This is a genomic window from Paenibacillus sp. WG02 (assembly GCF_055396115.1).
Map to the genome: position 1 here is coordinate 6,227,065 of NZ_AP036016.1, position 12,629 is coordinate 6,239,693.

The following is a 12,629-nucleotide window of genomic DNA, read 5'->3' on the forward strand; positions in this document are numbered from 1 at the left end:
AGGAACCTATGCCAACATCAGTCAAAATCTTCGACACCACACTACGAGACGGTACGCAAGGAGAAGGCATCAGCTTATCCGTCGAGGATAAAATTAAAATTGCCCGCAAGCTCGATGAGCTTGGGGTTCATTATATTGAAGGCGGATGGCCTGGCAGCAACAGCAAAGATATTGAATTCTTTGAACGCGCTCGCGATATGAAATTCACTAATGCGAAGATCACTGCATTCGGCAGCACACGTCGTAAAGATTCCATAGCTGCGGATGATATTAATCTGAACAGACTTGTGGAATCAGGAGCTCAGGTAGCAACCATCTTCGGTAAGTCCTGGGACTTCCATGTCACAACAGCGATTCAAACCACACTGGAAGAAAATCTCGCCATGATCTATGACTCCGTTCTTTATTTAAAAAGCTGCGGTCTTGAAGTCATCTACGATGCCGAGCATTTCTTCGACGGTTACAAGAATAATCCCGAGTACGCCTTGCAAACGATCAAAAAGGCACAGGATGCCGGAGCTGATTGGATTGTCCTTTGCGATACCAATGGCGGCTCATTACCTGGAGAAATTACAGCCATTGTCACTACAGTGAAACAAAATATCACCACCCCAGTTGGTATCCACGCTCATAATGATTGTGAATTGGGCGTAGCCAACAGTCTTGCTGCCGTACAAGCAGGAGCTGGACAAGTCCAAGGAACCATCAATGGCTATGGAGAACGCTGCGGTAATGCTAACCTTAGCTCCATTATCCCTAACCTTCAGTTGAAACTTGGTTATTCAGTTATTTCCGAAGAGCAGCTGAAATCATTAACGCCTGTTTCGAGATACATTAGCGAGATCGCCAACATGCATATGCCTATTAATCAGCCTTATGTCGGTAATGCGGCATTTGCTCACAAAGGCGGTATTCACGTCTCAGCAATTCTCAAGGATGCTAGTACGTATGAGCATACTAAGCCTGAGCTTGTCGGCAATAAACAGCGGGTTCTTGTTTCAGAGCTTGCAGGGCAAAGCAATGTCCTTGTGAAAGCGCAAGAATTGAATCTAGACTTCAATAAAGAACATCAGAAAACAAAAGAAGTTATTGAGAAAATTAAAGATCTCGAGCATCAAGGCTATCAATTCGAAGGCGCCGATGCCACGCTTGAGCTTTTGCTGCGTGAAGCATTCGAAGGTCTAGAAGAGATTTTCACATTAGAATCATTCAAAATGCTGGTTGAGAAGTCCGCGAATCAATCGGTAGTCTCCGAAGCCATCGTTAAAGTGAAGGTTCATGGGGAAACGATCTATACCGCGGCTGAAGGCAACGGTCCTGTAAATGCTCTCGACAATGCCTTGCGTAAAGCACTGATCCAATATTACCCTGATATTAAAAATGTCCATCTTTCCGACTATAAGGTACGTGTCCTTGATGTGAAAGGCGCTACTGCCGGTAAGGTTCGCGTTCTGATGGAATCAACAGACTTCAACACTACATGGAACACGCTTGGAGTGTCCAGTAATATTATTGAAGCCAGCTGGTACGCACTCGTAGATAGTTTACGCTATGCATTAATCGGAAGAAAACGCGTAGAGCCTACAAACAAAGATCAACAAGAACGACTAGGCTTAGTGAACCATTGATTTGTAACCTCTATCGGGCTACTCAACGTTGAGCGATCACGTTAGAGATAAGTTTTTCAAAAGGACATACAAGAAAAGCTGCAAAGAGTACGCCAACCAACGGCGCTCTTTTGCAGCTTTTTACTCTTTAATGAGACTCGCAATTTTCTTATCCAGATCTTTAGGCGAGAGTACATGAACGACTTCACGAATGACTCCATTTTTATCGATTAAGAAACTGGTTGGAATGGCAACTACCCGATAGGCATCCGCGTTCGTTCCTTGCTTATCTAATAACACCGGGAATGGGTATTTGTAGGTTTCCACAAACTTCGTAATGTTCTCCATTTTGTCACCAGGCGTCACATTAACGGCATATAGATCAAACTGCCCTTGATATTTGTTATACACATTCACCAAATCTGGCGCCTCTTCCTCACAAGGACCACACCATGAAGCCCAGAAATTAACGAACAAAGGCTTCTCGCGCGGTCCACCTATCGTGTAATCTTTCCCATCAAGCCCTTTTAACGTAAACGAAGGGGCCAAGAAATTCACTTTTGGCGCTTGTTCCGTAGGCATAATTGTCGCTTTATTCTGGCGCTGGGCGTTTTGATAAATAGCAAAGCCAGCTAATATAACAACCAAAGCGATTACAAACACATTTCTTTTCAAAGCATTTCCACCTCCACTCTATCTATATTATCTCCAAATCCACGTAAATTCCAACATTCTAGGATAAAACAACTCCGTCGTCCTACGGGGACGAGCCGCAAAACTTATACGATTCTTTTCAACGAGGAACAATTCACAGTATGCTTTTAACCTAAATGGGAAAAGTAAACATACAACATGTTCTGAAAGGACTCTCATTATTATGACTACTAAAGCAGCCACGGGCAAAAAATTTACTAAAAACATATTTGAAGACAAATCAGCAGACAATTCTAAAAATAAACCCGAAAACAAATCAGAAAACAAAAAAAGTCATATCTGGGAATACGTCGCTCTAGCAACGATCCCATTAGTTCTCGTTCTAGGGAATTCCATGCTTGTCCCTATCTTACCTGATATGCAAGAAAGAATGGGCATATCCCGTTTCCAGAGTTCACTTGTCATCACTTTATTTTCAATCACAGCCGGAATCATCATCCCAGTATCAGGTTATTTATCAGACCGTTTCACACGTAAAGCCGTCATCATCCCTTCCTTGATCATTTACGGTTCTGCTGGCGTTCTAGCAGGCTTCGCAGCCGTTTGGAATTCCTATCCCATAATGATAGCCTCACGAGCGATACAAGGCCTAGGTGCGGCAGGTACGGCCCCTATCGCAATGGCGCTTGTCGGTGATTTGTACAAAGGCGGGGAAGCCAGTAAAGCACTCGGACTCATCGAGGCATCTAACGGAACAGGCAAAGTTGTGAGTCCTATTTTAGGCTCATTATTAGCCTTGATCATTTGGTTTGCCCCGTTTTTCGCCTTTCCTATATTCTGTATCTTGGCGCTGCTCGCTGTTATCTTTCTGATTAAGGAACCACCCAAAGAGAAGGAAGCCGAGCCTCTCAAGCAATATTTGAAACAAATTGGCACGATTCTTCGAGAAAAAGGACGCTGGCTCATCCCTGCGTTTTTCGCTGGGTCCGTCACACTTTTTATATTGTTCGGCGTTCTCTTTTACTTATCACAAATATTAGAAGAAGCACCTTACAGCATTGAAGGTATACGCAAAGGACTTGTTCTTGCTATCCCCTTGCTCGGTATGGTCATCACCTCTTACACGACCGGCGCCATAATCAAACAAAACGGCACACTCATGCGATGGTTAATGAACATTGGTCTTATCCTAATGACCGTTTCGCTAGCTTTAGCCATCTTTCTAAATGCCAATCTCTATATATTCATCGGCTTACTTACGCTCAGCGGTATTGGCACCGGGCTCCTGCTGCCTTGTTTAAATACACTGATTACTGGCTCGGTAGAGCGTGAGCAGCGCGGCATGATAACTTCTTTGTACAATAGCCTCCGATTCATTGGCGTGGCTTTCGGACCCCCACTTTTCGGATGGCTCATGAACATTTCGCACAAAACCATCTTTATTACCGTATCTTCCATGGCGCTTCTTATGCTTGCACTCGTGTTTTTCTTTATTAAGCCTAAAGGGGAAATGACTAAAAAAGCATGATATACTAACCTCATTCTAACATGCACGTTGATTAGAAGGGGTGGATTGAGGATGAACGTATTTATAAATGCGGAGGTATACAACGATCTTATCTCCTACAGCTTTCAGCGACTTCCTGAAGAAGCATGCGGCTTCATTCTCGGCGGACAAGCCCACGGCAAGAATAAAGAACTGCAAGCGAGTACCTTCATTCCTTTACGAAATATCGCAAGTAACCCACGGAATCGTTTTGAAATAAGTCCCGTAGAAATGCTTCCTTATCTAATGGACAGCAATCATCCAGTGATCGGCATTTTCCATACGCACCCTACGGCTCCTCCCCTTCCTTCGGAACAGGATCTACAAACACTTTGGCATTCGATTCCTACCTATTGGATCTTATCCTTACAACAACCGCAGCACCCCGAACTGCAGCTTTACCAAATAAAAAAAGCCCCACAGACCACCTATCACAAACTTGCGTTTGTCATCGGTCAGTGATGGCTTAATAAGGCGTACAAATCACCTAAGGTATCTACATTTCTTGATTTTATTTCCTCCATGAATCTAGACCATAGCTGCGCAGTCATAAGGGAATCATCAAGCGCATGATGACGATTCGTGACTGGAATATCATAGGCATGAAGCAGAGAATCCAAGCTCAAATTTTTCCTCTTAGGCATTAGCCATTTGGCGATCATCATGATATCGAGTACACGATGTGATAAGCTCACTTTTGAGGTTCGCCATAGGGCCGAATTCAAGAAGTTTTTATCGTGACCAGTTGCATGAGCAACCAGTATTCTTTGCCCAACAAACTCCAAAAAGTCACTTAACACCCCTATTAGTTCAGGTGCATCAGCAGCCATTTCGTTCGTGATGCCGGTTAGATTAACAATCTCATCTGGAATCTTACGTTTTGGATTTACCATACTATAGAAGGTATGATTACTTTGCACTTCACCGCCAATGACCGAGACCCCTCCGAACGAAATAATTTCATCACCGTTATAAGGAGAGAATCCCGTCGTTTCCAAATCAAAAACTACGATTTCCATCGAGTGAAGCGGTATATCAAACAGAGAATCTTTCCTTTGCTCCTTCAACATGGAACGAATAAAAGCCATCTGCTGAGCACTCTGCACATCAAACATGGACGTTAACGCTGGTGTTAGACCACCCATTTTGTACAAATGCCACATTCGGCCAGCCGGACGCATATCTTTCATCTCGAATCACCTCTCCCTGCCCAATGAAACTTAAATCCCGTTATTTCTAACCTTTTTCTGTCTCTATATGTGAATCAATTGATTTTCTAACATACTTTTGTAACTCCATCCCAGTACGTAAACAATGTTTTAAATCTTGCTTTATCTCTTTGGTCAACTGCTCAGCGTTAAGTTTACCTCTTGTCGTATACATCTCATCAGCAAGCTGATAAGGTGTCATATCTCTAAGCTTAAGCGCAACCCCAAAAGCAGCCTTCCACTCAACCGCTAATTGCTTAGGGATGAAAGAGGTTTCCTCCAGCAATCTAATTCTCTCCAATGTAGATGAGTGCATGATCCCCGCTTGAATAGCAAGTAGACGAATCCCATTAACGATAGGAATATAAGCCCCATATTTAATGTCAAAACCACCTGCATCCTCCCCATATCTTTCTGTAATCAGATGTCCGAATACGCCCAATGTGATTCTGTGATGGAGTGTATTGGATAACAAATACTTCAAGATACTCGGATGCTTCTGAACATAAGCAAGAAACTCGCCTTTGAGCCGATCTACCAGAGCTTTGGAACCGAAAATACATCGCATATCTGCAAGGATGAGCAAGTAACGAACATTTTCCCAATCCGGCTCCATAAACCATGCTGTCATCATCTCGATATACATGGATATCGGCTTTCGCCATTGCTTATTGCTCGAAATCACATTGCCTTCACATGGCGGATAGCCTAAAATATCAAGACCACGAAGGATATAATCTACAAGTTTGATAAAATAGTCATCTAATTCTTCCTCTGAGTGATCTTCACTTTCTTCATAAATAAGCCCGTTATCTTGATCACTCCAAAGCGTTTGTTCACGTCTTCCTCCACTGCCCAATAGTATAAATGCATAAGGAACAGGCGGTTTCCCGAACCCTTCATCCTCCAACATATGTTCTGAAAGTTCTATCGTCCTGTGAATAAAAGCATCGTGAATTTCATTAACTTTTCGCCCAATTTCAGGTGAATGAGAGAAAAGGAGATGCTCCCGAAACATCTCATGCACCTGATCTCTGGTTATTCGCATCTCATCGAACTGTTCCGATTGATAGATGCGTTCCAGGATCTGTTCCATTGAGAGATGATTCATGTTGCATCCCCTTTGCTCTAGTAGAAAGTCTATAGGATTAAACGGACACGCCGTTTTGAGCTGCTTTTTTCATTTGTTCCGGATATCCGTATGAACCATGTTCAGACAAATCCAGACCGATAATTTCTTCTTCTTCTGTTACACGAAGACCAATTGTAGCTTTCAGAATACCAAGGATAATGAAGGAAAGTACAAGTACGAATGCAAGAGCTCCAAATACCCCAAGCGCTTGAATACCTAATTGGTGTAAACCACCACCGTAGAACAATCCGGCACCGCCAACACCAACCTTCGCTGAAAGCTCAGGAGTAGCGAACAAACCAGTGGAAAGTGTACCCCAGATACCAGCAATACCATGAACAGAGAACGCATAGATCGGATCGTCGATGCCAGCTCTTTCAAACCATTGAGCAGTGAAGAATGTAACAATACCAGCTACCGCTCCGATGACAATTGCCGCCCACGTGTCTACGAAAGCACAAGCTGCAGTGATGGCAACAAGCGCTGCAAGAACACCGTTCAGCATACTAGGAATATCTGCTTTACCAAAGTACATCCAAGAAATAACCAAAGCCGCAACTCCGCCTGCCGCAGCAGCCATGTTCGTTGTCAGAGCGATATATCCAAAGAACCCATCACCCATTGCACTTAGTGTACTACCTGGGTTGAACCCGAACCAACCGATCCAGAGAATGATAACACCGAGGACAGACAACACTTGGTTGTGACCTGGAATCAAGTTTGGCGTTTTATCTTTATTATATTTGCCAATACGTGGTTTTAACAAGATAGTAGCTACAAGCGCTGCTGTTGCACCTTGTAAGTGAACAACCGTTGATCCTGCGAAATCTTGCATACCAAGCTTGCTCAACCAGCCGCCGCCCCATACCCAGTGAGCAACGATTGGATAAATCACGACTGTAAACAAAATTCCGAAGATGAAGTAAACGGGAAGTTTTGCTCTTTCTGCAAATCCGCCCCATGCAATCGCTAAGGATACACCCGCGAAAGCTAATTGGAACAAGAATTTAATACCAATAGGAACATCCGAGAAAGAAAGGGAGCCGAATGACGCTGCCGCTTGATCTTCTAATCCTGTAACGAAGAACCCTGTCGTTCCGAAGAAAGCATTTCCGTCACCGAAGGCGAAACCGAAACCTACAGCCCAGAAAGCGATGGCGCATAAGCCAAAAGTTAAAATTGTTTTACCGGCTACGTGACCGGCATTTTTCATTCTAGTAGACCCCGCTTCTAATAAAGCAAAACCAGCTTGCATGAAGATAACCAAGATAGCAGCTAACATAACCCAAACGGCATCGATTGCACTTTGAAGTTGGGGTACTGTCGCTTCATCTGCAGCAAATGCGAGAGTAGGGAACAATAATGCCATAACGCCGAAAGCTAACAACAACTTCTTAACCATACGACCACTTCCTTTTAATGTTAGATTAAATAACATGTAATGAAACTCTTAATGTCATTATATACAGGTTAATTGGGTTTGACAATAGGATTTTCTTTAATAAATTGAAAAAAGCGAAAAATAACCTCACATCAAACAGGCATAATTCGTGTTTTCGTTCATAGATCGAGCAAAATGTTACAATTCCTATCCTTAATGCAATGTCAGCTTTGAAAAGTATTACGTTTGACTGTACGGTTTGTAATCAGGTATCATTAATATATAGAAGAAATCAAACATAACATTGGAGTAGAGGTGAATTTATTTGGGGAAAGAGAAGCTTTATAAAATCGGAGAACTAGCTAAACTTGCCGATGTCAGTTCTCGAACCATTGATTACTACACCAAGTTAAACTTGATTGAGCCCGAGAAAAGATCAGATACAAATTACCGCCTTTATAGTGATGAAACTTTAACTCGACTTAAACGTATTGAATCTATGAAGAACGAGAAATATACCTTAGAAGAAATCAAAGCGAATTTACAACAATGGAGTAAAGTGTCCCCAGATGATACAGTGAGAGATAAGCTGACATCAATCCAGCTTCATCTAGAACAGTTAATGAAAGAAGCTAAAGAGCTGGGACCCATCATCCAACAGTTGAAGCCAAATCAAATGAAGAAGCTTTCCCGTATACTTACACAGCCAACAGCGGCCTGTATTGAAGCGCTCATTGTTCTTCTAGGTAAAAATCCGTTCTCGTAACGAAAATACGGAGGAATGTCAAAATGTTTTTTCATCCCATGGATTTTCTCATTATTATTGCATTCGGACTTTCGTTGTGGGCCTCGTTTCGAGTTCGGGGAACATTCAACAAGTGGTCAGAGGTTCCCATTTATTCAGGAATGACAGGCGCTCAGGCAGCAAGACGCATGCTCGATGCCAATGGACTGTATGATGTCCCTGTTGAGGCTGTACCCGGAACCCTATCCGATCACTATGATCCGACAGCCCGAGTCGTACGTTTATCTGAGCCAGTCTACTATCAAAGCTCCATATCTGCAGTCGCTGTGGCCTGTCACGAGGTAGGTCACGCCATTCAACACCAAGTTCATTATCCCATGCTTGTCGCAAGGCATCACATGTTCCCGGTTGTTAATTTCGCTTCCGGTGTAGCTCCCTTGCTCATCCTAGCCGGCTTCTTATTCCAACAGATCCCATGGTTACTCGGTCTAGGCATTATCTTTTTCGCAGCAGCCGTTGCTTTTCAATTAGTTACATTGCCAGTAGAATTTAACGCCAGCTCAAGAGCCCGAGATTTAATGGTCGCAGAAGGCTTCATTTCTAATGAAGAAGAACGCGGGGTAGCTAAGGTATTAAATGCAGCTGCTCTTACGTATGTCGCCGCCGCCTTAATCTCCGTTCTTGAACTTGTGAAATATATTATGATATTTAGTGGCCGTAATAGTGACGACTAATCATAAAAAGCTCATCTTGTAAGGTGTCATTCACACACCCAAGATGAGCTTTTTTTTCATTGAAAATATTCACATAGAAACCGCCTGAAAACTTCAGCCACCAAAGGCAGCTTTTCATCTTTTCGACAAATTAAACCGACAGTTCTAGTGACCGCAGGATCAGTCACACGAATCTTGACCGGCTGCATCTGACCGCTTTCCATTAAAGCCATGGAAGGAAGCAAACTGACCCCCATACCCGCGGCTACGAGTCCACGTATGGTATCTGTTTCTTCACCTTCGAACTCAATCTTCGGAATGAAGCCAGCTTTCAAGCAAGCCTCCATCACAATCGTACGCAGCGTATATTCTTCTCTAAACATAACGAATGGCTCGTTCTTTAATTGTTCCAGTCGTATCGATGTATAATCCGCAAGGATATGGTTGGAGGGAATAATCGCATACAATTCTTCGGTTAACAAAATTTCACCCGCAACATGTTCATGTGATTCTGGAAACGGTGAAATGAAAGCCAGATCGATCTCTCCCTTAGAGACATCTCGGATTAAGGACGTATATGTTCCTTGACGCAGCCTGAATTTTACGTTAGGGTGATCTTTTTTAAAGGCTGCAACGACAGCAGGGAGCAAATTGATGACCAGGCTATGCGGAAACCCAATACGAATTTCCCCAGCTTCCGGGTCAAGAAATTCATGTATTTCGCCAACAGCGCGTTCTAAGTCTGTCAGTATTCCTTCGACCCTGCTTAAGAATAAATGACCTACGGAGGTAAGATGTAGATTACGACCTTTTTGCACGAACAAATTAATACCCAGCTCTTCCTCTAAAAGATGAATTTGCCGGCTAACAGCTGACTGCGCAACATGCATTTCTTCCGCTGCTTGTGTCACATGCTGCTTTCTAGCTACTTTTACAAAGTACTGCAGTTGTCTTAATTCCACTTGGATAAATCCCCCGACTTTTCTTCCGTAATTACAAGCTTACAAAATCTTTAAACATTTTAAATTATAGCCTTACAGTAACGATTGGACAACCTAAGTTCAAAAAGCTTATAATAATTAAGTTGTTATTCAGCAGGAAAATAAAGGAGGAAACAGTTCATATGGCACAAGAACGTACTGGTGTTGCAACCATTAAAGGCAATCCGATTACTTTGGTAGGACCAGAAATTAAAGTGGGTGACAAAGCACCTAACTTCACAGTCAACAAAGATTTGATGACTCAAGTTTCCCTCTCAGATTATGCTGGTAAAGTAAAGCTGATCAGCGTTGTTCCATCTTTGGATACAGGCGTTTGTGACGCACAAACTCGCCGCTTCAATGAAGAAGCAGCAGGTCTAGGCGATAATGTTGCTGTTCTTACAATCAGCGTTGATCTTCCTTTCGCACAATCCCGCTGGTGTGGTGCGGCTGGAATTGACAAAGTAATCACTTTGTCCGATTACAAAACAAAATCTTTCGGCGAAGCTTATGGCGTATTAATCAAAGAGCTTCAACTTGATATGCGTGCCATTTTCGTACTCGATGCAAATGATACCGTTCAATACGTGGAGTACCTTGGCGAAATGACGGCTCACCCTAATTATGAAACAGCTGTAGAAGCTGTCAAAAAATTAGTTTAATCCGCACAAAATAAAACAGCAAGGAGGCCTAGCTTCCCTGCTGTTTTTGTTATCCTTCAATCTTATATGGAGCAAGTTTTCTGTCTAATTGTTTATAAATATCTATAATAGTACGATAATTGGAACCCAAATCCCCCATTGAGCCTCGGGATGCTGAATAAATGTCTACCGCGGTTTTCACGGGATTAATCCCAAATAGCGTTAACGTAACATCCTGTGTTCGTCCAGTCATTGTTTTACGTTCCGCGAGAATTTCACCTACGTTTTGAACTTCGTGAAGGAGTTTATAGCCTGGCGTTTTTTTCAGAACGGCAGTGACTTCTTCCCATACTTGTTCTTTAGGAAGCTTATAATATCTTGTTTTAAGCAAAGGATCTTTGGCTTTATCTCCGGTCGTTTCATGACTGCGAAGTAATCCGATTAAAGTTCTCTTAAGCAAAAGCCTTTTCCCCCTTCAATGAGTACATATAGACCACTTGCTATTTCTCTACACTGCTCTCTATCTTACCATTGTTTAGGCTTAAGAAAAAGAGGGGAAATCAAAATCGGAGGATGGCTCCTCCGATTTTCCATTTGTATGCCCTGTTTTATTACCCAAAAAAAGTCGCGTAAAGCAAGTAAGCATTTAAGCCTGCAATCAAAATAGCTACAAACCAACTTAGGACAATCATCCACTTAGGCGTTACAAGCTCACCCATCTTCTTGCGGTCCGAAGTAAACGTAACAAGCGGAATAACGGCAAAGGAAAGCTGCAAAGATAAAATGACCTGACTGAGAACGAGTAAATCAGTAGCGCCACTCTCTCCATATATGCCAATAACAATAACTGCGGGCACGATCGCGATCAATCGTGTAATTAATCGGCGCAGCCAAGGCGAGAGTCTAATATTAAGGAAGCCCTCCATCACAATCTGACCGGCCAATGTGCCTGTTAGTGTTGAATTTTGTCCTGAAGCTAGCAGCGCCACTGCAAATAGAATACTAGCAGCACCCGTGCCCAGCATAGGCCCCAGAAGGTGATAAGCATCTTGTATTTCCGCTACCTCTTTACCTGCCGAATGAAAGGCTGCTGCAGAAAGAATGAGAATCGCGGCATTGACGAACAAAGCCAACATTAAAGCTACAGTCGAATCTATCGTGGCGAATTTAATTGCTTCACGTTTACCTTCTACTGTCGGCTCTATTTTGCGCGTTTGTACGATAGAAGAATGCAAATATAAATTGTGAGGCATGACAGTTGCTCCCAGAATACCAAGTGCGATATATAACATAGCTGGGTTCGTTACAATTTCTGTTTTAGGAATAAAACCAACGGCAACAGCAGCAAAATCAGGTCTTGAGAAAATAAGTTCCATCACGAAACAAAAAGTAATTAGAGCGATTAAACTAATTACCATGGCCTCGATGTATCGGAAGCCCTTCTTTTGCAGCATAAGAACCAAAAGAACATCTAACGAAGTAAGAATGACGCCATAAATAAGCGGTATACCGAATAATAACTGTAACGCAATCGCGGCACCAATAACTTCTGCCAGGTCACATGCTGCAATAGCTAGCTCACATAACACCCATAGTCCGAATGAAACAGGCTTACTATAATGATCACGACAAGCTTGCGCTAAGTCTCGACCTGTAACAATTCCTAGACGGCCAGACAATGCTTGCAGCAGAATCGCCATCAAATTTGAAATTAAAATAACAGAAAGCAATGTATATCCGAATTTGGAGCCACCTGCTAAATCAGTTGCCCAATTTCCCGGATCCATATACCCTACGGCTACGAGATAGCCCGGGCCTACAAAAGCAAGAAGTTTACGGAAAAAACCCGCTTTCTTTGGCACGCGCATACTTTGATGAACTTCAGGCAGACTAGGCATTGGTGACTTGCCTTTCCATCCGTTGGACTCTTGCTCAACTTTTTTATATGCTATTCCCATATGATTACCTCATCTTTCGCAAGACCAATAATGTTGTTCAAAGGAAACTTTATTTGTAATTATA

General features: G+C 42.8%; 13 protein-coding genes. 6 read left to right on the forward strand and 7 right to left on the reverse strand.

What is annotated here, in order from left to right; genetic code table 11:
- Positions 1-8: 8 nt before the first annotated feature.
- Positions 9-1,628, forward strand: a complete 1,620-nt coding sequence (gene cimA / locus ACBP55_RS28175) for a citramalate synthase (RefSeq protein ID WP_464646347.1) — start codon at positions 9-11, stop codon at positions 1,626-1,628.
- 120 nt (positions 1,629-1,748) lie between these two features.
- Here cimA and ACBP55_RS28180 read toward each other — a convergent pair whose 3' ends face one another.
- Entirely contained in the window at positions 1,749-2,282 is a 534-nt protein-coding gene (locus ACBP55_RS28180; protein ID WP_464646349.1) for a TlpA family protein disulfide reductase, read from the reverse strand.
- 202 nt (positions 2,283-2,484) lie between these two features.
- Between ACBP55_RS28180 and ACBP55_RS28185 the strand changes: the two genes are divergently transcribed.
- Together ACBP55_RS28185 and ACBP55_RS28190 are read left to right on the forward strand one after the other, a co-directional pair.
- Positions 2,485-3,789: an MFS transporter gene (locus tag ACBP55_RS28185; protein WP_464646351.1), complete on the forward strand. Its 1,305-nt coding sequence runs from the start codon at positions 2,485-2,487 to the stop codon at positions 3,787-3,789.
- A gap of 51 nt (positions 3,790-3,840) precedes the next feature.
- Complete coding sequence (locus ACBP55_RS28190; protein WP_464646353.1) at positions 3,841-4,269, forward strand: M67 family metallopeptidase; 429 nt, start codon at positions 3,841-3,843, stop codon at positions 4,267-4,269.
- Here ACBP55_RS28190 and ACBP55_RS28195 read toward each other — a convergent pair.
- The 3 genes from ACBP55_RS28195 to ACBP55_RS28205 are packed head-to-tail and all read right to left on the reverse strand — an operon-like array spanning position 4,263 to position 7,549.
- Positions 4,263-4,997, reverse strand: coding sequence for an exonuclease domain-containing protein (locus tag ACBP55_RS28195; RefSeq protein ID WP_464646354.1), 735 nt, complete (start codon positions 4,995-4,997; stop codon positions 4,263-4,265). The genes ACBP55_RS28190 and ACBP55_RS28195 overlap by 7 nt on opposite strands.
- A 46-nt stretch (positions 4,998-5,043) precedes the next feature.
- The gene (locus ACBP55_RS28200) at positions 5,044-6,126 is read right to left on the reverse strand and encodes a DUF294 nucleotidyltransferase-like domain-containing protein (RefSeq protein WP_464646356.1); all 1,083 of its coding nucleotides are present in this window, start codon (positions 6,124-6,126) and stop codon (positions 5,044-5,046) included.
- A 37-nt stretch (positions 6,127-6,163) separates the two neighbouring features.
- Positions 6,164-7,549: an ammonium transporter gene (locus tag ACBP55_RS28205; RefSeq protein WP_173185558.1), complete on the reverse strand. Its 1,386-nt coding sequence runs from the start codon at positions 7,547-7,549 to the stop codon at positions 6,164-6,166.
- 304 nt (positions 7,550-7,853) lie between these two features.
- Here ACBP55_RS28205 and ACBP55_RS28210 point away from each other — a divergent pair, with 304 nt between their 5' ends.
- Together ACBP55_RS28210 and ACBP55_RS28215 are read left to right on the forward strand one after the other, a co-directional pair.
- Positions 7,854-8,294 (forward strand): MerR family transcriptional regulator, encoded by a 441-nt coding sequence (locus ACBP55_RS28210; RefSeq protein WP_029193450.1) that lies wholly within the window; start codon positions 7,854-7,856, stop codon positions 8,292-8,294.
- 23 nt (positions 8,295-8,317) lie between these two features.
- Positions 8,318-9,007, forward strand: a complete 690-nt coding sequence (locus tag ACBP55_RS28215) for a zinc metallopeptidase (protein WP_464646359.1) — start codon at positions 8,318-8,320, stop codon at positions 9,005-9,007.
- Positions 9,008-9,063: 56 nt separating this feature from the next.
- On the opposite strand, the gene ACBP55_RS28220 is transcribed toward ACBP55_RS28215, so the two are convergent.
- The gene (locus tag ACBP55_RS28220) at positions 9,064-9,948 is read right to left on the reverse strand and encodes a LysR family transcriptional regulator (protein ID WP_029193448.1); all 885 of its coding nucleotides are present in this window, start codon (positions 9,946-9,948) and stop codon (positions 9,064-9,066) included.
- Positions 9,949-10,109: 161 nt separating this feature from the next.
- Here ACBP55_RS28220 and tpx point away from each other — a divergent pair, with 161 nt between their 5' ends.
- Positions 10,110-10,628, forward strand: a complete 519-nt coding sequence (gene tpx, locus ACBP55_RS28225) for a thiol peroxidase (protein WP_029193447.1) — start codon at positions 10,110-10,112, stop codon at positions 10,626-10,628.
- 49 nt (positions 10,629-10,677) lie between these two features.
- Here the strand turns inward: tpx and ACBP55_RS28230 are convergent, their stop codons facing one another.
- A complete protein-coding gene (locus ACBP55_RS28230) occupies positions 10,678-11,067 on the reverse strand; it encodes a DUF1499 domain-containing protein (protein WP_029193446.1) in 390 nt (129 codons plus the stop codon).
- Positions 11,068-11,218: 151 nt separating this feature from the next.
- On the reverse strand, positions 11,219-12,565 hold the full coding sequence (locus ACBP55_RS28235; protein WP_464646361.1) for an Nramp family divalent metal transporter: 1,347 nt from the start codon (positions 12,563-12,565) through the stop codon (positions 11,219-11,221).
- Between the last annotated feature and the right edge of the window lie 64 nt (positions 12,566-12,629).

Coding starts and splice junctions, on each gene's coding strand:
- cimA (WP_464646347.1), top strand. CDS start 9: ATGCCAACATCAGTCAAAATCTTCGACACCACACTACGAGACGGTACG.
- ACBP55_RS28185 (WP_464646351.1), top strand. CDS start 2,485: ATGACTACTAAAGCAGCCACGGGCAAAAAATTTACTAAAAACATATTT.
- ACBP55_RS28190 (WP_464646353.1), top strand. CDS start 3,841: ATGAACGTATTTATAAATGCGGAGGTATACAACGATCTTATCTCCTAC.
- ACBP55_RS28195 (WP_464646354.1), bottom strand. CDS start 4,997: ATGAAAGATATGCGTCCGGCTGGCCGAATGTGGCATTTGTACAAAATG.
- ACBP55_RS28200 (WP_464646356.1), bottom strand. CDS start 6,126: ATGAATCATCTCTCAATGGAACAGATCCTGGAACGCATCTATCAATCG.
- ACBP55_RS28205 (WP_173185558.1), bottom strand. CDS start 7,549: ATGGTTAAGAAGTTGTTGTTAGCTTTCGGCGTTATGGCATTATTGTTC.
- ACBP55_RS28215 (WP_464646359.1), top strand. CDS start 8,318: ATGTTTTTTCATCCCATGGATTTTCTCATTATTATTGCATTCGGACTT.
- tpx (WP_029193447.1), top strand. CDS start 10,110: ATGGCACAAGAACGTACTGGTGTTGCAACCATTAAAGGCAATCCGATT.
- ACBP55_RS28235 (WP_464646361.1), bottom strand. CDS start 12,565: ATGGGAATAGCATATAAAAAAGTTGAGCAAGAGTCCAACGGATGGAAA.